This is a genomic window from Cocleimonas sp. KMM 6892 (assembly GCF_035798195.1).
Taxonomy (GTDB): domain Bacteria; phylum Pseudomonadota; class Gammaproteobacteria; order Thiotrichales; family Thiotrichaceae; genus Cocleimonas; species Cocleimonas flava.
The window spans coordinates 518,908-544,730 of record NZ_JAPFBV010000003.1 but is presented as its reverse complement, the minus strand read 5'-3'; the positions used below and the strand labels follow the sequence as shown (position 1 = coordinate 544,730).

Below are 25,823 nucleotides of genomic sequence, written 5' to 3'. Positions count from 1 at the left end.
TTGATAAGGTAGCTTGGATTACCCCGAATAATCTTTTGTTAGACTCAAATAACTTAAATCAATAATTTATCACTAGAGGATCAATCAAATGTCACAAGTAAAGAAACTATCTGGCGTAGCATTAGCATCAGCCGCAGCAGCACTTATTTTAGGTGGTATGAGTACAGCATCAGCTGAGTCTCATGGCAAAACTGCAGAAGTTAAATGTTCTGGTATTAATTCATGTAAAGGAACTAGCGCGTGCGCGACAGCTACTTCTGCTTGTGCAGGCCAAAATAGCTGTAAAGGTCAAGGTTGGGTTAAAGCAACTGCTGAAGAATGCAGCACCAAAGGCGGTAAAGTTGTTGAAGGTTAATTAGCAATAATTAACTAAAAAAAGCCCCGATAGGCAATACGCTTATCGGGGCTTTTTATTGTCTGAAATTAACTAAGTGTTAATCTCGATTCTCTAGGCTATTGATAATTCATTAGCTTATTGACAAACAGAATCAATATTTTGAACAAGGTACTTCATAGCTCTTTCTTGTTCAGAGCCCTGACTCGCGCCTTCTATATGGTATGAAGAGTAGAACACACAACCTGAGCTGTTATTTTCTCTCCAGCCGACGGTGATAGGATGAATGCCCGAATAAGTGCTACTCAGAGAAGTGATATCACCTTCAACAAACGTTGTAACATCTGGCTCAACAGTATCAATCGCTGACCATACTGAAAGATCAAATTCGATCTCCATGCTGCTTCCGACTACTGATTGTAATCCTGGTGTTGTTACATCCGCTTCTATGGTACCTGTTGACGTTGAATTCCCTGCGAAGTTTATTTTCCCCGGGAAGGCACTTGATAACCAACTGCTCGAAAGGTCAGAGAAATACACATGTCCGCCATCATCGACAAAGTCTTGAACAACCGAGTTTACTCCAGAAACATTGCCGTAATCAGCTGAGCAGTTAATAAAGAGCGAGTCGTAATTAAATAAATCATTGGACGAAAAGAAAGCGGATGCTTCTTCGGCTGAATTAATTTCATCATCGAGTACAAGCAGCCCTTTGTTTTCACAATCCGCGCTACCTCTAGCACTTTCTGGTGATCCAGTTGCGTAGTTAAATGGGTTTCCTGAGCCATCCGATAAGGTACAGTCTTTTAATTGTGATAACAAAACCTGTACTCCATCAAAAGCGCCCGGTACGACAACCCATTTATTACTGTTGTCACTTTCTAGTGGCTGGCTACCCGCTTCTGTAACTGAGCCTGGTGAAACCGTTGTGTCTACGGTTGCGTCAACAAAACCAGAAAGACTAATGAGCAGGCTAACAGCTCCACTAACACCTTCAGGGAGTAAACAAACATAGTCTCCTGCAACATCGGTCAAACAAACATCAGGGTCTTCTACGCCTCTAGCAGATGCACCGCTAGGTTTAGCACCGTCATCAAGTAAGGTGACTTCTGCATTTATTAATGGGGTGACACCATCACTGGCTAACGCTGTTCCACAAACTACCGCTTGTGTTGAATTGATTGTGTCGCATTCAGAAAGACCTGATACGTCCCTTGATTCAGGTTCGTCGTTGCTGCTGCTGGAGCCTCCTCCTCCGCAAGCAGATAAACCGAGAGTTATTAAGCTAATTCCAAACAGTTGATTGATGCGTTTCATTTAAACTCCTTTTATATAAATGATTGTGATCGATGTCATAGTACATTATTAATAGGCATGAATATGAAAAATAAATTAATAATGAAAGACTTAGAGATTGGTAAGGAAATAATCTATTCCCGCTTGTGCGACTTCCATGTCTTGTTGAGGTGTTCCTGAACTCGCACCGATGCCGCCAACAAACTCTTCATTAACCACGACGGGAATACCTCCGCCGACTGAGCTTATGCGCCCACCACATTCTGTATCGATGCCAAAGGCAAGGCTGCCAGGAACATTAGCTGCATTGTAGTCGTGGGTTGCTTTACGTGCGGCACCAGCAGTGAAAGCTTTGTCCTGCGCGATACTGATGCTGTGGGTTTTACCACCATTCATTCGTTCGAAAGCAATTAGGTTTCCAGATTCATCGGTGATGGCTATACACATGGGTACACCGATTTCATTGGCTTTGTTACGAGCCCCTTTGATGAGAAGGTGTGCATCATCAATATCCAGTCGTGTGATACTCAGCATTGTTGTTCTCCTTTAAAAGTTACCGCTATGATTATTTTGTTTTTAGAGGTTTAACTTGTTTTTTATTGTCGAAGTAATTGTTGTAGTGATGGTTCTCGACGCTGTTTAAAATATTTAATCACCCCCCCCCTACTTATAGGCGTTTTTTAAAAAAGCCCCTCAAAGTAGGGGGGTGACCTAATTTAATTAGGCGTTATTCAGAGATTACTCGCCTATTATTCGCCAATCATTTGCAGGATGTTCGAACGCATTTGTTTGGGTAATAATAGTCGTATACGCTTATCTGTTTTATGGAAAACTTCGTTGTATTGCAGTTGCTCTGTTTCAAACTCACGTAAATAGTCGATATGAATGAGCGTCTCAATAAAATTAGCAATCAGGTGTTTATCCGAATAGTCGGGCGAGTTGATTTCATGAATCATCGCTACTCGCTGGGACATTAAAATACATTCGTCGACCAGTTTTTGTTTGCTGATCGTTGTGGATTGTTCCTGTTTCGAGTCCCGAGAGAGTAATGCAACGATAAGATAATAAACTTCGAGAACTGGAGAAATGACTTTCGCGAGCAACGTTAGCTGTGTGTATGCTTTGTCACTCGATGATGGTCGAGAATAACTCTGCTTTTCTTTATTCTGAATGAGTAAGCTTGATGCAACAAGCTGGTCGAGCACTTTGGTGATTACTGCTTCAAGTTGCGTCTTATCCCAGCTTAAGAATAATTCTTTCTGAATAAAAGGATACGCAAGAGATACCAGACTAACAATCTCTTCTTTGGTCATGGTGCGCACATTGAAAAAGCAGCAACTGATAATAGAAGGCAACGCCAACAAGTGCAGAATGTTGTTGCGATAGTAGGTCATTGAAACGGCTTGTTTATTATTCAAATAGATAATGTCGCCGAGGTCGTGAGCCCGTCTTTTGACCATTTTGAGAGACTCAGCATGTTTGATTTGATCAATGCCGGATCTTGGTGTAACGATTATTTTTTCTGAATATTCAAGCGCGTTAATCAGGATTTTATAGGTTTCGAGTTGATGGTCTAAATCTTTTTCATCCATGCTTTGATTGGGCGCAGCAAGTAATACACTTGCGGTCAGGTTAATTGAATTAACCGTTGCGGCCTGATTTATGCGAGTCATTATCTGCTCGGATAAGTTAACCACAATATCTCTGGTCCAGGAGGGACGAGAATCATCATCATAACTTGTTGAAGCCCAATCAGGTTGTTGGTGATCCAGGATGTTGTTTAGAAAAACAGGCTTACCAAAATTGGTAGAAACCTTGCCGTATTCGCCGCGTATCTTTAGGATTGACTTCACTGAATTAATAAAGGTTTCGCTCTTTTTATCTTCACCAGATAACTCTGCCTGATAGGCTTTGCTCTCTAGTAGTTTTTCATAACCAATATAAACAGGAATAAAAGCGACAGGACGTTTGCGGTATTTTAAAAAGCCCCGAACTGTCATCGATAGCATGCCGGGTTTTGCTTGTAACAATCGACCCGTGCGGCTTCTGCCCCCTTCGACAAAATATTCAATCGCGATACCTTTGGCGATTAACTCAGCCACATATTCAAACATCACAGTGGAATAGAGTTCATTGCCTTTGAAACTGCGTCGAATAAAGAAAGCGCCGCCACCGCGAAGTATCGAACCAATCACAGGCATATTCAGATTTTTACCTGCGGCGATATAAGGAATAGCCAAGCCTTCAAAGTAGATGACATAAGACAGTAACAAATAATCAATATGGCTTCGATGACAAGGCACATAGACCAGTTCATGACTTAGTGCGAGGCTCTTCAGGTATTCACTATTATTAACTTCGATACCCGAATAAAAGCGGTTCCAGAAGGATGATAGCGCGCGTTGCATGACCTGAATGGTGACATTGGTGCAGTTGGCGACAATTTCATTCAGATAACGTCGGGCTTGAAGTGCGGCTTTATATTCGCTGATATTGTCTTCGGTACTTCTTCTGTTGATTGCTGTCTGTACTGCGGGTTTCATAATCAGGTCACGAACCAGCGTGCGTTTATGGGAGATATCAGGCCCAAGCGTGGCAGTACGAATCTTTTTTAATCGATCAGCTAAGGTGTGTTGTAAAGAATCTATGATTTCATCATCATTACGTTTTTTCGACGGGTTACTTCGATAGCTGATGATTTCTGAATATTGAATAAAGGTATTGCGACCATGGAAGAGAACTCTGAAAAATGTTCGGGTTCTACCGGCAAATCCCCAGGAATCAGAAAATAAAACCTGCAACCAGTGTTTTTGGGTCGCGACTGGTCGTCCCCAGAAAATCTGCACAGGTATAAACTGTATTTCCTGTTCTGGATAATCGTTAAGTGTTTCAATAATGCCGCGTAGCATTCGTGAGCGCTTCGGTTGATTTTGTAACCAGGCTTTGAATGGTTCTCGAGGAGCAATGGTATACACAGAATGCCACTCGTGTAATTCTGGTATGGCAATATTTGCAAGAGGTGCTTCCAGCCCCAATTGATGACATTGTTCTTCCAGAACGAGCAAATTGGTCCATGATCGAGTTTCTAAAACATAGATCACAGGTAAATCAGGATTGATGTCTAGTTGTTCAATCTTATTAGGGATGACTTCTGTTTTAAGCCAAAGATATAAAACTTTGCGGCCGATGTAATTGAAAGTTGTTCTTAGACTCATAATAGTGAGTATAGATAACCTGGCAACTGTTGTGCTGATTGTTTTAAATGCATCCTATACACCAGTATTAAAGAAAGTGATGAAGCGTGAGTTCTTGGTCGTTATTCATCCGTGGTTTTGACAGTTTCGGCAGCTTTCATGATTTCTGCATGAATAATCGCAGTCAATTTTTCCGAGAGCACAGGCATCGAATCTGTAATCCCCAGATCTTTGCATTGTATAATTTCAAGACCTTCGTATCCGCATGGATTGATGTACCCGAAAGGGGTTAGGTCCATATCAACATTGAGGCTTAATCCGTGTGTTGTTCTACCTTTAGATACACGAAGTCCCAGAGCTGCAATCTTTTTCTTATCAACATATACGCCAGGTGCCTTTGCATCGCTGTAGGCGGTGACTTCATAAGCTGATAATAATTCTACGATGCAATTTTCGATTAACGTGACTAGTTGACGAATACCGATTCCTCTACGGTGTAAATCAAGCAGTAGATAAATAACTATTTGCCCAGGCCCGTGGTAAGTGACTTGACCACCACGATCTACTTTAACAATAGGTATAGAAGTCTCTTGAAGAATATGATGTTCTTTGCCGTTTCTACCTAGCGTGAAAGTGGGGGGGTGCTCTACGACCCAGATTTCATCGGGTGTATCTTGATCGCGAGATTGGGTGAAGTCTTTCATCGACTCCCAAACGCTTTCGTAATTAGTTAAACCTAATTGTTTGGTGATTAATGTGTCGCCTAGAGTGCCCAAACTACCAGCTCGTGATTGGTAAGGTCTTGATAAAGCGCATCCAGTTGTGGTTTGTCTTTGGCGTGGATGGTTAAGGTTAAACTCACGTATTTACCTGTTTTACTGGTATTTTGTTTTGTTTGATCAGGATTGTATTCAGGGTCGTGAGTTTTGACTATTTTATCAACCGCAGAATGGAACTCTGGAATAGCAGCTCCCATAACTTTAACAGGGAATTCACAGGGGAATTCAATGAGTGTTTCTTCATCTTGCACGGTCATGTTTACTACTCGAAATTAAATTGCTTTTGATTTTGCTAGAGTTGTTACAAAAGCTTTTTTGCTTATATGTTGATCAGAAAATTAGTTAAATAATTTTTTAACGCTATCAGTCACTTTAGACCAGAATCCACCCGGATCTACTGCATCAAGTGCTAGCAGAGGAACTTGGTTAACAATGGTATCACCGTCTTTAATGATGGCTGTCCCAACTACATCGCCACGCTTAATTGGGGCATCAAGTGATCCATCTAATTCCATCAAGCCTTTAAGTTGATTATAGTGACCTTTTTCAACAGTGACGTAGAAGTCTTCCATGATACCAGCAGGAACAGTGCTCTTATTGCCTTTCCAAACGCGCGCATCAGCAAGTACCGAACCTTTGTCATAGAGTTTATGTGTTTCGTATAATCTAAATCCAAACTCTAATAATTCCTGACTGTAATCAGCACGGGCTTTCTCGTTTTCAGCGCCTAAGATGACAGAAATTAAACGCATATCATTACGTGCAGCTGATGCGACTAAACAATACCCTGCAGATTCTGTATGCCCTGTTTTAACACCATCAACTGTTGGGTCGCGCCACAATAATTTGTTGCGGTTATATTGTTTGATACCGTTGTAACTGTATTCTTTTAAGGAGTGTAGTTTGTATTGCTCAGGATACTCTCTGATGACATGACGGGTTAGGGTAACGATGTCTCTGGCAGTGGTGTAATGGTCTGGGTCAGGCCAACCAGTTGGATTGGAAAAGTGCGTTGAGTTCAATCCCATGTCTTTGGCTGTTTGATTCATCTTTGCAACAAACGCTGTTTCATTGCCTGAAATGTGTTCTGCCAGCGCAATTGCTGCGTCATTTCCAGACTGGACAATAAGGCCTTTAATCATGCGATTTAGCGGTACTTTTTTCCCCGCCTCTACAAACATTCTGGAGCCTTCCATTTTCCATGCTTTCTCACTAATAAGAACTTTGTCTTCGAGTGAGATGCTGCCTTTTTCCAGCTCTTGATAAATTACATAGGCCGTCATCAACTTAGTGATACTGGCTGGTTCTATGCGTTTATCAGGGTTCTTTTCAGCTAGTTGAACGCCGCTATGAAAGTCTACAAGTAGATAACTATCAGCTTTTATGTCAGGTGCGGCAGCAGCTGCCCAGCCCTGATGAGTAAAAGTGATAAAACAGAAAAAAATGACAGATAAAATTCGTTTCATGGTGTGTGATTATGGATTCCGAATATCGAAAGAGTAACTACTCAAGATGAGTAATTACTAAAGTCAGCAATTATAACCGAGTTAGAACTCAGTTATAACTAATGTTACCTAGCTTTCTACAATTTTAAACTGCGATAAACCGGTACTGGTTAAATTATCTTTCGCCTTATCAATATCTTCTTGTTTGGTGTAAGGGCCAAGACGAACCATGTGTAGCAAGTTGCCAGTTTTGGTCTTGCGAGATTCCATTGTTGCGCCTTTTAAACCAATTGATGAAAGACGGGTAAAAGTATCAAGAGCTTCCATTTGATCGGCATAAGTGCCAACGACAATGTAATAGTTCTTGTTTGCCTGATATGTCGCTTTACGCGCGGGCTTAGAAGCAGTAGATCTTTTTGTCGTTGCCTGTTGTGGTGCTGCAGTTGTATTACGTGCGCCTGGCTCACGAAGACTTGGTGGAATGACTAATTTATCGTCAGTGCCTGCCGTGCTCTTGTCGCCACCAAAGGTTGTCATATTTCTGGCAGACTTTCCAACTTTACTAAAAGTGCTACAGCCCGTTAAGCCAACGAGAGTCGTGATAAGTACTATATGAGTACCAATTTTAAGTGTACGGTTTATCATTATCGTCCCCTTTTTGGATAATGGTTTTTCGTTTAAATATATAAAATTCTATAATTATTACTTTAATTTTTTACGTTATTTAGCCGCGTTTAATTTCCTGCGTTTTATTTCCCAAGCTAGTTGAAATATTGCCATAGCGTATTTAGGGCTATGGTTGTATCTTGTTATTGCATAGAAATTATCGCCCGTAATCCAGTATTCATAACCTTGCAACCCTTGTAACTGTAACAGTGATACCCTTTCGGAACTAAAGTTTCCAAGTGGTTCAACACCGTGTTGCTGCAATATTTGCATGGTATGTGCTGGTTTAATTGCTTTTGTATTTACAATTTTAGCATATAAATTGCCTAAAATTCGAGCAGGTACTGTAACATTACCATTTGACTTCCAACCGTGGCGCGAAAAATAGTTAGCTACGCTGCCAATAGCGTCTTCTGGATGCCATAAATCTGTGTGTCCATCTTGATTAAAATCGACGGCAAAATTTCGGTAACTACTGGAAATAAACTGGCCTAAGCCCATCGCTCCCGCATAAGAGCCGGTTAAGATATTCGGGTCTCTGATGCCTTCTTCTTTCATTAGCTCAAGGTAGTGTTCGAGTTCGCTAGTATAGAACTTTTCTCGTGGCGGAAAATCCATCGCCAGAGTAGTGAGACTTCTGAGTACTTTATGTTTACCAGTGTTACGACCGTAAAAGGTTTCTACTCCTATAATCGCAACAATGTATTCAGGGTCAACACCGTATTGCTTGCTGGCAGCCGTGATTGCTTTTTCATGGCGCTTCCAGAAATTTACGCCAGAATTAATACGATCTTCTGTAATAAATATTGGACGATATTTGTGCCAGGGTTTGCCTTCAGCTGGCGAGCTGACTAATTCAAGTATGCGTTCGTCGCGTTGTACTCTGGAAAAAATCTGATGTAAATAATTACGATCAAAGCCTTTCTGCACCATACGTTCTATCAGCTGCTGCATCGCCGGGTAGCTAGTGTAATTAGCATTTCCTTTAATTTCCGCCGCAAAGTAGGGGGGGGCCAAAAGTGACGGTAATACTAACGCCGCACTTATTATTAAAGATTGCGTAAATTTTTTAAACATTTAGTCATACCCTCGTTTTCGTTTTCTAAGACCCATGAGGAGTCCAAATGCTGCCATCAACGTCACTAAAGAGGTGCCCCCGTAGCTGATGAGTGGCAATGGAACACCAACCACGGGAAGAATTCCGCTAACCATTCCTGTGTTTACCAATAGGTAAATAAAGAAGGTAAGACTAAGGCTTCCACCCAATAGACGTGCAAAAGTATCGTGTCCTTTCATGGCGAGATATAAGCCGCGCCAGATAATAAACAGATACAGTGTGAATAAAATTAAATTACCGAGTAAGCCGAATTCTTCTCCAAAAACGGCAAAGATAAAATCGGTGTGACGTTCGGGTAAAAAATCTAAACGAGACTGATCGCCATTTAGCCAGCCCTTGCCATAAAAGCCGCCAGAACCAATAGCAATTGTAGATTGATAAATATGATACCCGGAACCTAATCGATCAGCGCTCGGATCAAGTAAGGTTAAAACGCGTTGTCTTTGGTAATCATGCATCCCAAAATAGAATACCAGGGGCGCAGCTATGATTAGTGCAACCACGGTTGCGCCGAGCCATTTCCAGGGGAGTCCTGCAAAGTAGATAACGAAGAATCCGGCGCTACCAACCAGTAACGCAGTTCCTAAATCAGGCTGTTTAATAATTAGTAGCATGGGAATTGCTACTAATAACGTTGCTATAAAAATCTCTTTAAATCTGGGTGGGAGACTTTTTTTAGACAGGTAACTCGCTACCATCATTGGCACAGCCAGTTTCATGATTTCGGAAGGCTGGAAACGTAAAGCACCGATTTCTAACCATCTTTGAGCCCCTTTACCCATCGAGCCCTGGATGAGTACCAGTATCAGTACTATGATTCCAAAAATATAAATCCAGAAGGACCAACGCTTGAGCAGGTCGCTGGATAGCTGTGTGGCAACTAGCATCACGATGGTTGCTAGAATCAAATGAATCGTATGATTATTCATCATCCGCGCATTTTCGCCAGAGGCACTAAATAAAATAATGCTTCCTAGCGCAATCAGCAGCGCTAATGAAACAAGCATGACCAAGTCTAGAGAGCTAAGCCAACGCAGTACGTATGCGCCAAAACCTGAACCGCTTTTTGTGTTCATATTATGTTCTCGGTGCTGTAGTTAGCGGGCTATTGATTTGAATTTCCCGTTTAAGTTTTCTTTCCAGCTCTTTTTTCTTTTTCAATTTGTTTATATTCATCAATGATGGTGATTCATCAGACTCTTTTGGTTTGTTTTGTTCACTTATTTCTTCTTTTTGTTGTGGTGTTAGTAAATAAGTGTCTAACAGTTGTCTGGCAATGGGGGCTGCTACCTTACTACCGCCACCTGCATTTTCTGCAATAACGGCTAATGCAATGCGAGGGTTATTGACCGGTGCAAATGCTACAAATAAAGCATGGTCATGCAGTTTTTTCTTGAGTTTTGCCGCGTCATATTCTTTGTTTTGAGCAATGCCAAAGACTTGTGCTGTACCTGTTTTACCTGCAAATCGGTACTTCGCACCCGCGCCTGATCTTCTCGCGGTGCCATGCTCTCCGTGCACTACATTTACCATGCCTCGTATGACATCATCCCAGTAACGAAGTTTTGTTACGCCTACTGAAGGTAGTTTTTCAGGGGTGACAATTTTAGGTGGAAGATTTCTTGATACGCGCGTTGCTCTTAAAACATGAGGTTTGAACTTACGGCCGTGCGTTGCCATGGTGGCTGTCGCAAATGCTAATTGTAAAGGTGTTGCCGTAAAATACCCTTGGCCAATACCCGTGTTAACCGTATCTCCCGGGTACCAAAATTTGTCGTAGCGTTTTCTCTTCCACTCAGCAGAAGGCATGATGCCAGTACCTTCATGAGGTAGATCGATTCCTAATCGACTGCCGAAGCCAAAGCGCTTCATTGCATCAGAATAACGTTTAATGCCCATTCGGAATGCAAGATCGTAGAAGTAAACATCACAGGATTGATAAATAGCGCGATTCAGGCTGATGTTGCCGTGTCCTGCTTTTTTCCAACACCTGAACCTGTGTTTATTGCCTGGGATTTGATAGAAGCCTCTGCCGTAAACCGAGCTGGTAGGTGTAACTACGCCTGCACTTAGTCCGACTAAACCTGCCATAGGCTTGATGGTCGAACCAGGAGGGTAGGAGCCTTGTAGTGCTCGATTGTATAGCGGACGATCAATATCGTCTCTTAAGGCATTATAGTTAGCATAGCTTATCCCATTCACGAATAGGTTGGGATCGAATGCTGGCATACTTGCCATCGCCAATATTTCGCCATTTCTTGGGTCGATCGCGACAGCAGCACCATTGTGCTCAGCTAATAATTCTTCAGCTTTTAATTGCAGCTCAAGGTCGATACTAAGAAACAAATCTTCACCCGTGATCGGGGCTTTCTCATCTAGTTTGAGCTGAGGTTTTCCGTGCGCATCGACTTCTGTTAATTCGTATCCAGCCTTGCCGTGCAATCGATCTTCGTATTGTTTTTCAATGCCGAGCTTGCCAATATGCGTCGTGCCTTTGTAATTTTTCTTGTCTAATTTTTCTAGGTCTTTTTTATCGATGCGACCGACATAGCCAATCAAGTGACCTGCTGTTGAGCCAAGCGGGTAATTGCGTCTCATACGAACGCTGACATTAAAACCCTGAAAGCGAAATCTATTCGCAGAGAATATAGCGGTTTCTTTTTCTGTTAAGTTTTTGCGTAACACAACGGGTTGAAAGCGAGAGTTAACACGCAACTTTTGTTTGAATTTTTTTATTTCTTGCGGAGTGATTGGAAGCAACTGCATCAGGCGTTTCAGCTTCCTGTCCATGTCCTTTACGTCATCTTCTGCCGCTTCAAGGACATATTCAATGTGATTATCGGCAAGTAATACGCCGTTTCGGTCGTAAATAAGGCCTCTAACTGGGGGGGTGGGTATGCGTTTTTGGTAATTTTCTTTAGAGAGAATTGTGTAGTGTTCGTAACTATTTACTTGCAGGAAGATCAGTCTAATGAAGACTAAGCTAAGCCCAATAAAGACTAAAGCTGCCGCTACAATAGCGCGTGAGCGAAAGAGGCGATACTCTTCACGTTCACTTTTGACTGTTACACGCTTTTCCATTAATACTCTTTGAACCCGACAGCAGAGCTGCTTTTATCTATTTTGGTGTGATCTAATCACACCCCCCGGCTTATATGAGTTTTTTTCATTATCAAAGCGTTAATTGAAGCAGAACTTATGAAAATCAAAACCCAATAGCAAACGGTGAATCACATAGATGATTCACCGAGCATAATTGCTACGCATGCTTTTTAGTGTATTTATACCCGCGTGTTGGTATTTTATACAAAAAAGCCAAGTATTGTAATTAACCTTTGTTAACCTTTATCGTCGTTGAACATTTTAATGCTGTCCAGGATTGCTTGTTTAGCTGCATCTGCATCATTCCAACCATCAAGCTTAACCCACTTGTCTTTATCCATAACTTTGTAGTACTCAAAGAAATGCTCGATTTGCTCTAGTAATAATGGTGGTAGGTCTGTGTAGCTTTGTAAATGATCTGATGCAGAGTGCAAGCCTCTAGCAGGTACGGCAAGAACTTTAGAGTCTTTACCCGCTTCGTCAGTCATTTCAAGAATTCCAACAGGACGTGCAGCGATAACACAGTTGTGAATTAATGGAGTAGGTGTCACAACAAGTACATCCATAGCATCGCCATCTTCAGCTAATGTATGCGGAATAAATCCGTAATTGGCAGGGTAAAAAATAGGTGCCTGCATGAAACGGTCAACAAATAGTGCGCCACTATCCTTTTCAATTTCGTATTTTACAGGTGAAGATTCTGCAGGTATTTCAATAATTACATTAACTTCTTCAGGGTAGTTACTGCCTATTTCAATATTATCAATGTTCATAGAGGTATTCCGTATCGCGATTTAAATTACGGCGCATTATAACGGCCACAGAGAGTTTGACAAACAGTATAGGAATTAAATAGAACCTATATTATGATTCTCAATAATATAAAAACCTAAAGATAGATTATGAGTTCACTTAGCGACCAATTATTGAAGGCCGGCCTTGTTACTGAAGATCAAGTAAAGAAGGCAGCAGAAAAGCCAAAACCAAAAAAGAAATTTACTGGAAATAGGAATAATCCTAAGGCGAAACAGAAGCCTGTTTCAAATAGAAAGTCTGCATCATCACAAAAGCAGAAGAGAGAAGTGTCTGATTTAGAACAGTTTTATAAAGAGCGTTCAGCGCTTGAAAGAAATGAAAAACAAGCTGCGCTAAAAAAGAAGCAAGAAGCAGAGAGAATCAAAAAAGAAACAAACGGCAAAATCAATAAGCTGATTACTGAGAACCTTAAAAACGATGAAGCAGCAGATATTCGTTACAATTTTGTCGTAGGAACCACAATAAAATATTTGTTTGTCACAGAAGAGCAGCAGCAAGAACTCGCTGATGGTAGCTTGGCTATTACTTTTCTAGGTGGTAAACGCAGTTTAATTCCTATTGAAATAGCAAAAGAGATTACCGCATTAAACCCGAATAAAATTGTGATAGTCGCTACTGACGATGATTCAGCCGATAGCGCAGAAGTACAGACTGAGGAAACTAAGACCGTGGAAGCCAGTATTGTGGAAACAAAGCCAGAAGAGTAATGCAGTAAAGTATGAGTCATACACAGAAATGCTCATTAGTCGTTGTATGGTTGACGGTTAGTTGTCATCGCAATTAAATTTTTTTTATGTTATAGTTAACATTCGGTTTCATACCGTGGGGCAAGTTGTTTAAAATAAATACAATAATAATTACTAATACTTATGTCTTCTATAAAAATTTTTGGTAAAGATCCTCTGCTTTTTACAATACCGGTTTCCTTGTTATTACATGCCGGATTATACGCTATGGGTTTCAAACCTCCGCAGTTTCCAGAGTCTCCACCTTCGCCTACATTTGATGTAACCATGGTTATGCCGCAGGATGTGAAAGCACCTGATAAAGTTGACTTCATGGCGAACAGCAATCAACAAGGTAGCGGTAGTGAGGACGAAAAGAGTCGATTGAAAAGTCCGCTGGCTGCACAAGAGGAAAACCTTGAAAATGGGGATGAGATTGTCACTTCAGAAAAAAATATCGCCGAAGTTACACCCAAGCCTGAGCCGCAAATCCTAACGACCAAGGGTCAGACGAATAAATTTATTCAAAAGCTTCCAGAAGAGCAACCACAAGAAGAACCCGTTAAGACCATTGTTGATAATTCGGAGCAAACACTAGCCATTGCTAAATTGATGGCTGAAATGAGTCAACAGGAAGAACGTTTTGCGAAGCGTCCAAGAATCCACTTTATCGATTCATTAAGTGCCAAAGGAACGGTTGAAGCAGAATATATTTATACCTGGTCTAAAAAGCTGGAACGTATAGGTAATATCAACTTCCCACAAAAAGCACTGGATCTAAGTCTGAGTGGTACCTTGATTTTAAATACCACACTTGATCGTGCTGGCAGAGTGGTAGAAATTCAGATATCCGTTTCTTCTGGCTCAAAAGTCCTTGACGATGCAGCTTTGAAGATTGTGAAACTAGCTGCTCCTTATGAACCGTTGCCGAAAGAAATTCGCAAAAAGTATGATCGATTGAATATAACTAGAACTATCGTTTTTCATAAAAAAGGCGGCAGTAAAGGCGTATTCTCATCTAATTAAATCAGGTATGATTAATTGATGGATGATAACGAGACCAAGGATACAGTCGCTACAAAAGACACTAGCAGCAATCAAAGTGATAGCTTTCTTCAAAGCCAGTTACTTATTGCCATGCCTGCATTGGCTGACCCTTACTTTGAGCATTCAGTCACGCTGATATGCCAGCACAACGATGAAGGCTGTCTTGGGCTAACTATTAATCGGCCCATTGAAATAACCGTTGATGAGCTTTTCGGTCAACTTGATATCTCTACTGAAAACTTTCCTGATAAAAACATGCTGGCACTTCGTGGTGGTCCTGTACAAGTCGAGCAAGGTTTCGTCATTCACGATACTCAGCGTAAGTGGGAAAACACCCTGGAAATCTGTAACGATTTAGCGGTGACCGCTTCCAGAGATATACTTGAAGATATCGCAAAAGGTGATGGCCCTGAAAACTACCTGTTAGCACTGGGCTGCGCAAGCTGGGCTCCCGGGCAAGTAGAAACTGAAATCAAAGAAAACTCCTGGCTAAATTGCCCCGCCGATAAAAAAATCATCTTCGATATGCCTTATGCAGACCGTTGGCAAGGTGCTGCGGATACACTCGGCTTTGATGTAAATCTCATTAGCGATGCCGCAGGACATGATTAAGGACTATTTCTATTGTCTGTAATACTTGCATTTGATTTTGGTTTGAAAAGAACTGGTGTTGCGGTAGGCAATACACTCACCGGCTCAGCTACGCCAGAATGTACGCTAATCAGCAAAGATGAGCGCCCCGATTGGGAAGGCATTACTCATTTAATCCAAGAATGGAAACCAGAACAGTTAGTCGTTGGACTTCCAATGACGTTAGATGAAACTGAAAATCCTATAAAAAAGCGAATTGAGCGTTTTTGTAATCAACTTCAAGGACGTTATAATCTCAAAGTAGATCAGGAAAATGAACAATTCACTTCAATTGAAGCAGCAGCGAGATTAAAACAACTTAGACAAAGTGGCAGAAAGAAGAAGGTCACTAAAGATGAAGTTGATAAAATTGCAGCGGCAATAATTTTAGAAAACTGGATGCAGAAAAATGCTTACAGGTAAGCCAATAAAACCACTATTGTAGATAATAAAACACGATGATAGATAAAGATCAGAAGAACTATAACGTTGATGAATTGTTAACAAAGATGTCACAGGAATTGCGTGAAACTGCGTTAAAAAATAGCCCAGAGGCTCCTGTAATGGTAGGCATTCATTCTGCGGGTGTTTGGGTTGCAGAAAAACTTCATGAGTTACTAGAGATTGAAGAACCACTGGGAAAATTAAATATCAGCTTTTATCGTGATGACTTCAGTAGAATTGGTTTGCACCCTCAAATCAAGCCTTCAAAATTACCCTTCAGTTTGGAAAATAAACATATCATTCTAGTGGATGATGTACTATATACAGGTCGAACAATACGAGCTGCAATGAATGAACTCTTCGATTTTGGTCGACCCGCTAGCATTACTTTAGCCGTACTGATTGATAGAGGACATCGAGAATTACCTATTGAAGCTCAAGTTGTCGGTTTTAAACAGGAAATGACGCCAGAAAGTTATTTTAAGCTAAGTAAAGCTGATGATAAATTAGAGCTTAGCGTTATAAATCGAGACATTAGCTAGTTCGCTTTTAGTTAACATTGTTTGGAGCTAGCAAATGTTTTGATAGTTCCTCTAACTAACATAAGAGAATAGAGATATCATTACCCCCGGTCCATTACCATCATCAATGCAACTCACTGCAGATGGCAAACTTAAACACTTTCTAACTGTAGAAGGGCTCCCTCCTTTATTACTCGAAGAAATTCTAGATCGTGCAGAGCAATTCGTTTCACTACCCGGAAAAAAACAAGTCCAGGCACCCTTGTTAAGGGGCAAAACGGTAATGAATCTTTTCTTTGAAAATTCCACGCGTACCAGAACAACTTTTGAGCTCGCCGCAAAAAGGCTATCTGCAGATCTGATCAATTTGGATATAAGAAACTCAGCTACCGCGAAAGGTGAAAGCTTACTGGATACCATAAGAAATCTAGAAGCAATGAACTGCGATATGTTTGTAGTCAGACATCAAAGTAGTAGTGCACCTCATTTTATAGCCAAATACTGTGCGCCGCATATCGGGGTGATAAATGCCGGTGACGGCAGACATGCTCATCCGACTCAAGCGATGCTCGATATGTTGACCATCAGGCAGCATAAAGGTGATTTTACTCCGCTAAAAGTCGCTATTGTCGGAGACATAAAACATTCCAGAGTCGCTCGTTCACAAATACATGCTCTTACTACTTTATGTGCGGGTGAAATCAGGCTAATCGCTCCTAAAACCTTGATGCCAGATAGGATAGAAGAAATGGGTGTAAGCACCTACACCAATATCGAAAAAGGCATTAAAGGTGTTGATGTAGTTATCATGTTACGCCTTCAGCATGAACGAATGAATACCGCGCTACTCCCATCGGTCAGAGAATTTTATGCTCGTTATGGCTTGACTGAAGAGCGCTTAAATCTGGCCAAGCCAGATGCGATTGTGATGCATCCCGGACCTGTTAATCGTGGCGTCGAAATCGATTCTCGCGTTGCCGATGGACCTCAATCGGTGATACTCCAGCAAGTCACAAATGGGGTTGCTGTTCGAATGGCAGTTATGTCGATGGTGCTCGGCTCACGCGCTGAAAGTGGGGGGGTGTAAAAATGAGTAAATTCACACTTATTAAAAACGGCAGAATTATAGACCCTGCAAACGATATCGATGAGATCGCAGATATAGCAATTTCCAGAGGAAAAATTAGTGGCATCGGTACAGATATTGATCCAGATTTCGATGCTGATCATGTGATTGATGCAGAAGGCCAGTGGATATTGCCAGGAATTGTTGATCTAAGTGCTTATTTACGTGAGCCCGGTCAAGAGAATAAAACGCGTATTGCCTTTGAGACTTATAGCGCGGTCAGTGCCGGGATTACTCGCATCTGTTGTATGCCAGAAACCAATTCACCGATTGATAGTGGCGCTACCGTAAAATTAATTAAAAGTAAGGCGAAGCAAGCGGGTTTTGCTCGTGTCAGTGTTATCGGTTCTTTAACTCAAGGCTTAAAAGGGGAACAGCTTAGCCACATGGGAAGCCTAAAATATGTTGGCTGTGTCGGTTTGAGTCAGGGTCACCAGCCTATTCAAAACCTGGCAACACTGCGAAAAGCGATGGAATATGCGGCTACCTACGAGTTACCTTTATTCTTACACCCCATTGAACATTCATTAATGATGAATGGAGGTATGCATGAAGGTGCGCTTTCTACACGATTGGGCATTCATCCAATTCCTGTCGCCACCGAAACGGTTGGAATGGCACAGATTCTGATTTTAATTAAACAGACGAATTGCCCCGTACATTTTTGCAGACTTTCAAGTGCAGATAGTATTGAAATGCTTACCAAGGCCAAACAGGATGGTTTGCCTGTAACAGCCGATGTTGCAGCTCACCAGTTATTTTTGACTGAAATGGATGTGGCAGACTACAACCCACTGTGTCATACGATACCGCCTTTAAGATCTGAAAGAGATCGTGATGCCTTGCGTGGTGCGATTTCAGCAGGCGTGATTGATGCAATTTGTTCAGACCATCAGCCGCATGAAATTGATGCTAAATTAGCTCCTTTTGAAGAAACCGATCCAGGGATTTCAGCTTTCGAAACATTGTTACCACTAGTGATGCGTCTCGTAGAAGAAAAAGTGTTAACCCTTTCTCAGGCGATCTCTTATATAACGCATAATCCAGCAGAGCTTGCAGGTATTAAGGCAGGAACATTGTCGGCGGGCCAACCTGCTGACCTCAGCATATTCGATCCAGAATATTTCTGGCAATTGGATCCTACGGATATGATAAGTGAAGGTAAGAATTCACCCTTTACTGGCTGGGGTTTTAATGGAAAAACCACACAGACTTTTGTTAAAGGTAAAACTGTCTTCTCTTTATGATAAGTGCAGTTATTAAAAAGGCTATTTCTGGCCTTTTTATTCTGGGCTCGGCGGTTGCTAACGGTAGCCCTTTAAAGTCAGATGAAACCGTCATTTTCTTTCCAACGGCTGCGCACCTTAATAGTGATCTGCAGTGGGAAGTGCCGATACATCAATGGGTCTTTGAAAAAGAAGAAAAATCGATTCTTCGTAAACTCACTCATAAACTATTGACTGAATTTGCAGAATCCTTAGATATTTCTGAAGAGCAGGCTAATTCAGAGATTTTTAAGAAAAGAGTCATGTGGTTTATTGTTGATAACGAAAGAAATAAGAAACTCGATATTGTTGTTGAAGGCTTGTCCGATACTGCTTCACCACAAGACAACATTCATACTTTAAACACAAGTGCTGCTAATGGGCATGGGAAAACCACGATATATATCCCCAAATCCTCTACTCAGAAAAAGTGGCTCAAGTATAAAGCCTTGTCTGAGCATGAATCGACTCAGGAGTTTATGGGGGCAACTCAGTTAATACCAGAAACTGGCTTAAGTGTTATTTCTGATATCGACGATACTATTAAAATCAGTGAGGTTCTGGATAAGAGGGCGTTGATACGCAATACGTTTTTAGAAGAATATCAAACCACGCCCAATATGCCTGAATTCTATCAAGACTTGGCAAATCAGGGTGCGTACTTCCATTATGTTTCAGCGTCTCCCTGGCAAATATATCCCAGTTTGAAACCTTTTATGGAACAGCATTATCCTTCCGGAAGTTTTTCGCTGAGAGACTTTCGATTAAAAGATTCAAGCATTATAAAATTTTTGCAGTCTTCCAAAGAATACAAACTTGAAAAGATTCGCACTATTCTACAAAAGTACCCAGCACATCAATTTATTTTGATTGGGGATAGTGGTGAGCATGATCCTGAAATATATGCTGAAATCTATAATGAGTTTGAGGGCAATATAAAGCGGATTATGATTAGAGCCGTACCTGGCTCAGACTTGGATGAAACTCGTTTTCAAACAACGTTTGCTGAAGTACCAGGAACCATCTGGCGAATAGTGAATGACGAAGAGAGTAACATGCAGGCGCTCAACTAGATTCGGTTTGGTTTCTCATCCAGATCACTGCCAAATAGCATAAAGTGAATGTGTACATATAATGCGTAAGCACGACGTTGTCTATTCTTGGAATAAGCATGTCGCTCCGCTTTAGTGGCTTCAGCTCTGCGAATTTGATTTTCAACATAGCGCTTGGTTTCAGCTAAATAAGCGCTCTCACAGGCTTTGTCGTCACAAGCTGAGGCATTAAAAGAAGCGATGAAAAGGGTCAAAACAGATAATATAAGCGCATATTTTTTAAACATAAATTTAACCAAAGTAATTTTTGATTAAATATAATCTTGCACATAAGCTATTCATAGAGAAAGCAGATTTGAGGTATATATCATCAGATAGTGGCTTAGATGCTGATAACTAACGGTAATATATGGCAGATTAGTGATTCTTATTGCTTGGCCAACAAATAACTATCTATAAGTTTCAACGGTTTATAAAAATTGAAAGCCAGCCCCCTACTTACCATGAGTTTAGGACTAGTTCGCTTGCAAGGCGATTCTAGATCTTAGCGTGATAGATTAATTAACCGGAAGTTTTGCACGAAGCTCGTCTTTATCAAACCACCAATCTCCAGCAACAATTGCATCAATCACTTGAGCTAGCTTTGGCAAAAACAGATTAGGATCATTCAATTCAAGCTTGTCCATCCAGAAGTTTAACTGACCTTGATCCGTGACATTGCTGTGTCTTTCAGCAACCTTGGCAATCATATTGGTGGTTAAAAACATTACACTATCGCGCTTTTCTCCCTCTAGTCGAAGGTCAGCAATATAATGCGCTGTTGCTGCTGCAACTGCCGCGCCATCAGACTTATCAGGCGTATCATCGACCAGATTTTTCATCATCACAATACTTAATTCAGGATCAATGGGGTAGGTTACAGATAGCCACATTGCATGTCCTAAGGCGATAACAGAGCCAGGTAAATCGGTACGATAAAGCGCATCGAGAGCATGGACTGCGTCTTCAAATTGATCGTGTTTCATGTAGATCAAAAAAGATTCTTTTGCCAGGCCCCATGCTGCTTCAGGCATTCCGTTACCACCAGAATCTAGCATGATTTCTGCTATTTCATGTTGTAAGTGTGCGCGTTCCAATGGATCACAATCAGGTTTTAATTGAAGCAGTTGCGCTTGTTTCTGATCCAGCTGTTGCTTAAGAAAATCGCGGGATTCAGAAGCTTCCGTAAATTCCAGGCCAGAGGTTTTAGGTTCGGTGTTATCAGTCATGATTGTGTTTAGTCGTCGACTTCAGAGAATATTCGCAATCAATTATAAAGCTTGTTTCGCCCAAAGGAATATATACAAGGAAATATAGCGTTTACAGGAAAGTGTTTAAAAGAGAAAGAATGGAGAACGTATGGAGAAAGAACTTAAGTAAGAATTAAGGCTGGGCTAGTAGCAAGGGTTGGTTGGTCGTTTCCCCTTCCGTGTGTAACACCAATTCAAATTTATAGGGAGATTTAATCTTAATGGTGTCAAATGACATCAACAGTTCTTTGTCTTTTGGGCTTTTAAATACCGAGACCAAACTTGCCTGATTGCTCGCCTCTGCCAAGTCATGAACCCATAACTGATAATATTGGTTGTCTTTAATTTTTGGTAAATTGATAAATTCAACAACACCTTGTTGTAACGCGCCACTCCACACAATACTTCCCTCGACATTTTTCATCAAAGGGTTGAGTGTTCTTAACCAGTTGGTATTCACGACATTAGGCTGCAACAGCAGTAATTCTTTTCTGGATTGAATCTGGGATATCTCAGCTTTAACCTCTGGGTCTTTAATCTGCATTTTTTTATAGGCACTAACACCTATCTGGCTAATCGCAAAGATCAGCGCTGCAGTAAGCAATACTAGGAACCATAAGGGCAGACTGGTTCTGTTTGAGGTTTTAATTTGGGTGTTCAACTAAATTTCCTGCTAATTCCTGATGTCTATCTTGTAAAATGCATGGTGGGATTATTTGTGATGCATCCCTGTCCTGTATTAATACTGATATTTTCCTGTAATAGATTCATTTATCGACGTGATAATTAATAATAGACCAAAAGTAGACTAAAAAAATTATGCCTTCCCAAACTCATGTTTTAAATAAAGACGCCGGACTAGAAGATTCTATTGTCTTTATGCAAAAAAAATTGGCAGCAATGGATTTTCATATCCAGCAGCAATCCTGGTCAAATCCTATTACTAATGTTTGGTCAGTAAATATTAAAGACCAAGACTGTCCGTTGTTGGTTAGCAATGGAAAGGGCGCATCAAAACAAGCGGCTTTAGCCAGTGCCTTGAAGGAATTCTTCGAACGCCTTTCTACACATTACTTTTGGGCAGATTACTATCTTGGGGATGAAATCTCTAATAGCAAACACGTACATTATAAAAATGAACGCTGGTTCGAAACGAACACTAGTGGATCGTGGCCAGAGGGCGTTTTGAATGAAGAACTGCAAGACTTTTACAATTCTAATGGTGAGTTAGATGCGAATAAACTGATTGATGCTAATTCAGCTAATCGCAATAGAGGAATCTGTTGCCTGCCTTTTGTGTGTGAGAAAACGCAAGAGTCGATCTACTTTCCGATTAATATTATCGACAATCTCTATGCCAGCAATGGCATATCAGTAGGGGATTCGCTTGTTGAAGCGAGAATTCAAGCGTTAACTAAAATCTTCGAAAATTTTGTGAAATTTAAGGTTGTCGCCGAAGGAGTCTCACTGCCCGATATTCCTGATAGTGTGCTCGACAGATACCCGAATATCCAAAAAAATATCAAAGAGATAGAACACGCAGGTTTTTCTCTTTTGATTCAAGATGCATCGTTAGGTGGAAAATATCCCGTTGTCGCCGTCACTTTGCTAAAACCTGAAAATCAGGGTGTTTGCGCAAGTTTTGGCGCGCAAACACAGTTTGGGCGTGCGCTAGAGCAGGCAATATTGCAATTACTGAAAAATCGGGAACTGGATAAATTAAAAAACTTTACCGAAGCCGGTTTCGATCTGGATGAAGTCGCAAGCCCCCAAAACCTTGAAGCGCACTTTATCGACGCGAGTGGCATGATGAGTTGGCAGTTTTTGCAGAATAAAGCAGATTATGAATTTGTGGATTGGGATAATAATCAAAACACTGACAAAACATTCGAAGACCTTTGTGACTTGATTCATCAGCAAGGTAACGATATCTATGTCGCAGATTATCAAGAGCTGGGAGTGCCTTGCTGTCGAATTCTGGTGCCCGGTATGTCAGAGGTTTACCCCAGAGAAAACCTGGTTTGGGAAAATAATAATGCAGGAATTGATATTCGAAAAGCCATCCTGAAAAAGCACAAAACAGTGGCAGAATGCGAAGCATTGATTGAAGCGATTGAAGATTTAAATCTGGAAGACCAATACCTCGTAGCCACTCTCATTGGCTACCCTGCAGATGCTGATAGTATTTTCGCAGATTTGTGCGTAACCGAATTAATCACCTTGCTGGCACTTAAATGTCAGGACAACGAACGCATTCAAGAAGGCTGTGAATGGCTGTTGCATTACAAACAGATTAACCCCGCGCGCTTAAAGGTCTACCAGTGTATCGACACTTTATTGCAACTAGATGGCATGGTTAATTATTCAAATTCATTGGCTAAGCTTTACAGCAAAAGCGTATTAAATGATGCATTGGCATTGATTGATGGTGAAGATATCTTTCCCTTAGAAAGTGACTGGGAAATGCATGAGTCATTAGTTGATGCATATCGTAAGGTTCTGTAGCGTTCTCTATATTTAGTTTTAGATGGTGTTGAGCTTATAAACATCAAAAGCCACCCCCCTACTTACAGGGCTTTTTTTGTGATGAGAGGAATGACGTTTGGAATTAAGGAATTAAAGATGCAATCACCTATTGCGAATACTGCGATCAGAAAGAGTGAATATCCAATAGCACCTGTTATTGATAAAGTGGCTTTCAATGTTTCAAGCAACTAATTACATAACTATTTAAAAAACTATTTAAATAACATTAGTACAGTCACCAAAGGAAATGCACATGAGTAATCTAGAACTAATTATCGGTAATAAAAACTATTCCACGTGGTCGTTGCGCCCATGGTTTTTTCTAAAGAACCTTGATGTGGAGTTTAAGGAAAAATTAGTATTCCTGTTTGAAGACGATACCAACGATATTTTAAGTCCCTATTTTTCCAATGACAAAGTGCCGGTGTTGCTTGATGAGGATTTACAAATCTGGGATACCTTGGCGATTATTGAGTATGTCGCAGATAAATTCCCGGAAAAGCACGGTTGGCCAACAGATGCGAAAGCCAGAGCAATCGCCAGATCAACCGCCGCAGAAATGCACTCGAGTTTCTTTGCGTTAAGAAATGCATTGCCAATGAATCTGAGAAAACACTTTCCCGATTACCCAATCAACGATGATGTTAAAGCCGATATTCAGCGTATTTATGCGTTGTGGGATTATTGTAGGCAAAATGCGACGGTAAAAGGCCCATGGTTAATGGGGGAATTTAGCGGCGTCGACGCCATGTATGCGCCGGTTGTTATGCGCTTGCAGGGTTATGATGTGAAGCTATCGGGCTTTGCCGCAGAGTACGCAGAGCATGTATCAAGCAACAAATTTATGCAGGAATGGGTCGCAGCTGGCAAACAGGAAACGCAAATCATAGCGTTAGATGAAGTTTAATTGTATAAAAAGTGGTTGAAAGTGGGGGGGTGTCCTATACTTCATTGAATTAATTCATTATTAGCAATTCATGCCGACATCGCACCTCCCACCTTTAACTGCTTTAAGAACTTTTGAAGCAGTCGCACGACTTAAGAGTTTCACTAAGGCAGCCAACGAGTTATACGTCACCAGAGCTGCAGTAAGTCATCAAATAAAAAACCTTGAAGATTATCTGGGGTTCCAGTTAATTCATCGTCAAACGCGTTCTATCGCTTTGACCCCAGCGGCTGAAGCAGCTTTGCCAAAGCTACGGGAAGGTTTTAATAATCTATCGGATGCAGTGCATTTGATGAGCTCTCACCAGACTAATGAAAATCTTACTGTCTGGATGGCACCCTCATTTGCATCAAAGTGGTTAGTGCCGCGCTTGCACAGCTTCTCGTTAAAATATCCAGAGATCGATATGCAAATCAGTGGCACAACCGGATTGGTTGACGCCGAAGATGGCAATGTCTCCATGGAAGAGATCTTTCGCGCGAATAATGTTGATGTGGCGATACGCTTTGGTTCTGGAAATTATCCCGGTTGTGCCGTTGATAAGTTATTCTCGGTGAAAGCCATACCCATGTGTAGCCCAGATTTACTCAATAATCCTGATAAGCCACTGAAAACACCAGAAGATCTTAAGTTTCATACCTTGCTTCACGATAATACTGACTATAAAGGTCGACCAGAATGGAAACCCTGGTTAAAACATGCCGGTGTCACAGGAGTTAAGGTGGATCGTGGCTTACGTTTTAATCATGTATCGCTAGCGATGGATGCCGCCATTGATGGACAAGGTGTGTTAATGGGCATTGAGATGCTGGCTAGAAGCGATATCGAAGCAGGCAGACTGTGTCAGCCTTTTGATTTAAGTCTCCCGTTAGAACGTTCGTATTATGTCATTCGACCAGAATCGATGGATTCTAACCGTCATGCGGTTGATGCTTTTATCGAATGGATACTTGAAGAAGCAAAGCTGGACCAAGATAACTAAGCTGAAGAAACCTAAACAAACCTAAATCTGGGTAAATCAGTATAAATCTCCTCCCAATAGTGCTTAATATCAACGCAATAAACAAACGATAAAAATAATAACCACCAGAAGAAAAGACCGCTACAACGGCGGCTACAGACATATCCCTCATCACCATAAATCATCATTGGTTATCAAAACTAACCAGTAGGTTGATTTTTAGTCGCTTGTGAACAAACTCAGAGAACTCTAATATTCACTCATCGGACGACAAGACAGCTTGTTCGGAAGATTACACTGATAAGTGTTAATGAGGACTAAAACAAGTTTTCGAAGATTAACATAAATTCAGTAAACAAATTTCAATTATGCAGTAATTATTAAAACTGCGTGATTATTACCATCTCCTCCTTGGACCGTGAAACATTGTGTTGTTTCGCGGTTTTTTTTGCCTAAAATTTATGTAAATGACGTTTTTGGTTAGAAAAACTAACCATTGAGTTGATTTTAAGTCTCTTGTGAAGAGTATGGTAAAACTCTAA

Annotated in this window: 26 protein-coding genes; 12 read left to right on the top strand and 14 right to left on the bottom strand. The window is 41.1% G+C overall.

The window, feature by feature from the left end:
- Positions 1-88: 88 nt before the first annotated feature.
- Positions 89-355, top strand: a complete 267-nt coding sequence (gene bufA2 / locus OO007_RS11460) for a BufA2 family periplasmic bufferin-type metallophore (RefSeq protein ID WP_131907749.1) — start codon at positions 89-91, stop codon at positions 353-355.
- A gap of 117 nt (positions 356-472) precedes the next feature.
- On the opposite strand, the gene OO007_RS11455 is transcribed toward bufA2, so the two are convergent.
- The 11 genes from OO007_RS11455 to ppa all read right to left on the bottom strand — a co-directional run bounded on the left by OO007_RS11455 (position 473) and on the right by ppa (position 12,706).
- On the bottom strand, positions 473-1,651 hold the full coding sequence (locus tag OO007_RS11455) for a hypothetical protein (protein ID WP_325808901.1): 1,179 nt from the start codon (positions 1,649-1,651) through the stop codon (positions 473-475).
- A gap of 90 nt (positions 1,652-1,741) precedes the next feature.
- Positions 1,742-2,164: a GlcG/HbpS family heme-binding protein gene (locus OO007_RS11450; RefSeq protein WP_325808900.1), complete on the bottom strand. Its 423-nt coding sequence runs from the start codon at positions 2,162-2,164 to the stop codon at positions 1,742-1,744.
- Positions 2,165-2,379: 215 nt separating this feature from the next.
- Positions 2,380-4,845, bottom strand: coding sequence for a glycerol-3-phosphate 1-O-acyltransferase PlsB (gene plsB / locus OO007_RS11445; protein WP_325808899.1), 2,466 nt, complete (start codon positions 4,843-4,845; stop codon positions 2,380-2,382).
- Positions 4,846-4,946: 101 nt separating this feature from the next.
- On the bottom strand, positions 4,947-5,600 hold the full coding sequence (gene lipB / locus OO007_RS11440; protein ID WP_325808898.1) for a lipoyl(octanoyl) transferase LipB: 654 nt from the start codon (positions 5,598-5,600) through the stop codon (positions 4,947-4,949).
- Positions 5,588-5,860 (bottom strand): HP0495 family protein, encoded by a 273-nt coding sequence (locus OO007_RS11435; RefSeq protein ID WP_131907744.1) that lies wholly within the window; start codon positions 5,858-5,860, stop codon positions 5,588-5,590. Before OO007_RS11435 ends, lipB begins: the two co-directional genes overlap by 13 nt.
- An 81-nt stretch (positions 5,861-5,941) precedes the next feature.
- Positions 5,942-7,069, bottom strand: coding sequence for a D-alanyl-D-alanine carboxypeptidase family protein (locus OO007_RS11430; RefSeq protein ID WP_131907743.1), 1,128 nt, complete (start codon positions 7,067-7,069; stop codon positions 5,942-5,944).
- Positions 7,070-7,177: 108 nt separating this feature from the next.
- The gene (locus tag OO007_RS11425; protein WP_325808897.1) at positions 7,178-7,693 is read right to left on the bottom strand and encodes an SPOR domain-containing protein; all 516 of its coding nucleotides are present in this window, start codon (positions 7,691-7,693) and stop codon (positions 7,178-7,180) included.
- A gap of 75 nt (positions 7,694-7,768) precedes the next feature.
- A complete protein-coding gene (gene mltB, locus OO007_RS11420; protein ID WP_325808896.1) occupies positions 7,769-8,791 on the bottom strand; it encodes a lytic murein transglycosylase B in 1,023 nt (340 codons plus the stop codon).
- Positions 8,792-9,907, bottom strand: coding sequence for a rod shape-determining protein RodA (gene rodA, locus OO007_RS11415; RefSeq protein ID WP_131907740.1), 1,116 nt, complete (start codon positions 9,905-9,907; stop codon positions 8,792-8,794).
- A gap of 1 nt (position 9,908) precedes the next feature.
- A complete protein-coding gene (mrdA, locus tag OO007_RS11410) occupies positions 9,909-11,912 on the bottom strand; it encodes a penicillin-binding protein 2 (protein ID WP_131907739.1) in 2,004 nt (667 codons plus the stop codon).
- 257 nt (positions 11,913-12,169) lie between these two features.
- Positions 12,170-12,706: an inorganic diphosphatase gene (ppa, locus tag OO007_RS11405; protein WP_131907738.1), complete on the bottom strand. Its 537-nt coding sequence runs from the start codon at positions 12,704-12,706 to the stop codon at positions 12,170-12,172.
- A 129-nt stretch (positions 12,707-12,835) separates the two neighbouring features.
- Between ppa and OO007_RS11400 the strand changes: the two genes are divergently transcribed.
- From OO007_RS11400 to OO007_RS11365, 8 genes are all read left to right on the top strand, one after another.
- Positions 12,836-13,456 carry a DUF2058 family protein gene (locus tag OO007_RS11400; protein WP_325808895.1) on the top strand — a complete coding sequence of 207 codons (621 nt, stop codon included), beginning with the start codon at positions 12,836-12,838 and terminating at the stop codon, positions 13,454-13,456.
- Between the two features lie 162 nt (positions 13,457-13,618).
- A complete protein-coding gene (locus OO007_RS11395) occupies positions 13,619-14,500 on the top strand; it encodes an energy transducer TonB (RefSeq protein ID WP_325808894.1) in 882 nt (293 codons plus the stop codon).
- Positions 14,501-14,518: 18 nt separating this feature from the next.
- Complete coding sequence (locus OO007_RS11390; RefSeq protein ID WP_325808893.1) at positions 14,519-15,133, top strand: YqgE/AlgH family protein; 615 nt, start codon at positions 14,519-14,521, stop codon at positions 15,131-15,133.
- A 12-nt stretch (positions 15,134-15,145) separates the two neighbouring features.
- The gene (ruvX, locus tag OO007_RS11385) at positions 15,146-15,574 is read left to right on the top strand and encodes a Holliday junction resolvase RuvX (RefSeq protein WP_325808892.1); all 429 of its coding nucleotides are present in this window, start codon (positions 15,146-15,148) and stop codon (positions 15,572-15,574) included.
- A gap of 35 nt (positions 15,575-15,609) precedes the next feature.
- Positions 15,610-16,137 (top strand): bifunctional pyr operon transcriptional regulator/uracil phosphoribosyltransferase PyrR, encoded by a 528-nt coding sequence (gene pyrR, locus OO007_RS11380; RefSeq protein WP_325808891.1) that lies wholly within the window; start codon positions 15,610-15,612, stop codon positions 16,135-16,137.
- 106 nt (positions 16,138-16,243) lie between these two features.
- Positions 16,244-17,203 (top strand): aspartate carbamoyltransferase catalytic subunit, encoded by a 960-nt coding sequence (locus OO007_RS11375; RefSeq protein ID WP_325808890.1) that lies wholly within the window; start codon positions 16,244-16,246, stop codon positions 17,201-17,203.
- Positions 17,204-17,205: 2 nt separating this feature from the next.
- Positions 17,206-18,489 (top strand): dihydroorotase, encoded by a 1,284-nt coding sequence (locus OO007_RS11370; RefSeq protein WP_325808889.1) that lies wholly within the window; start codon positions 17,206-17,208, stop codon positions 18,487-18,489.
- Positions 18,486-19,580 (top strand): phosphatidate phosphatase App1 family protein, encoded by a 1,095-nt coding sequence (locus OO007_RS11365; protein ID WP_325808888.1) that lies wholly within the window; start codon positions 18,486-18,488, stop codon positions 19,578-19,580. Before OO007_RS11370 ends, OO007_RS11365 begins: the two co-directional genes overlap by 4 nt.
- Here OO007_RS11365 and OO007_RS11360 read toward each other — a convergent pair.
- The 3 genes from OO007_RS11360 to OO007_RS11350 form a co-directional block, all read right to left on the bottom strand.
- On the bottom strand, positions 19,577-19,846 hold the full coding sequence (locus OO007_RS11360) for a hypothetical protein (RefSeq protein ID WP_131907729.1): 270 nt from the start codon (positions 19,844-19,846) through the stop codon (positions 19,577-19,579). The two genes, OO007_RS11365 and OO007_RS11360, sit on opposite strands and share 4 nt — an antisense overlap.
- Positions 19,847-20,116: 270 nt before the next feature.
- The gene (locus OO007_RS11355) at positions 20,117-20,827 is read right to left on the bottom strand and encodes a hypothetical protein (RefSeq protein WP_325808887.1); all 711 of its coding nucleotides are present in this window, start codon (positions 20,825-20,827) and stop codon (positions 20,117-20,119) included.
- Positions 20,828-20,981: 154 nt separating this feature from the next.
- Positions 20,982-21,509: an anti-sigma factor gene (locus OO007_RS11350; protein ID WP_325808886.1), complete on the bottom strand. Its 528-nt coding sequence runs from the start codon at positions 21,507-21,509 to the stop codon at positions 20,982-20,984.
- 158 nt (positions 21,510-21,667) lie between these two features.
- On the opposite strand from OO007_RS11350, the gene ycaO reads away from it, so the two are divergent.
- The 3 genes from ycaO (at position 21,668) to gcvA (ending at position 25,302) form a co-directional block, all read left to right on the top strand.
- Complete coding sequence (gene ycaO, locus OO007_RS11345) at positions 21,668-23,353, top strand: 30S ribosomal protein S12 methylthiotransferase accessory factor YcaO (protein WP_325808885.1); 1,686 nt, start codon at positions 21,668-21,670, stop codon at positions 23,351-23,353.
- A gap of 274 nt (positions 23,354-23,627) precedes the next feature.
- Positions 23,628-24,281 carry a glutathione S-transferase gene (locus tag OO007_RS11340; protein ID WP_325808884.1) on the top strand — a complete coding sequence of 218 codons (654 nt, stop codon included), beginning with the start codon at positions 23,628-23,630 and terminating at the stop codon, positions 24,279-24,281.
- A gap of 70 nt (positions 24,282-24,351) precedes the next feature.
- Complete coding sequence (gene gcvA / locus OO007_RS11335; protein WP_131907724.1) at positions 24,352-25,302, top strand: transcriptional regulator GcvA; 951 nt, start codon at positions 24,352-24,354, stop codon at positions 25,300-25,302.
- Positions 25,303-25,823 lie beyond the last annotated feature (521 nt).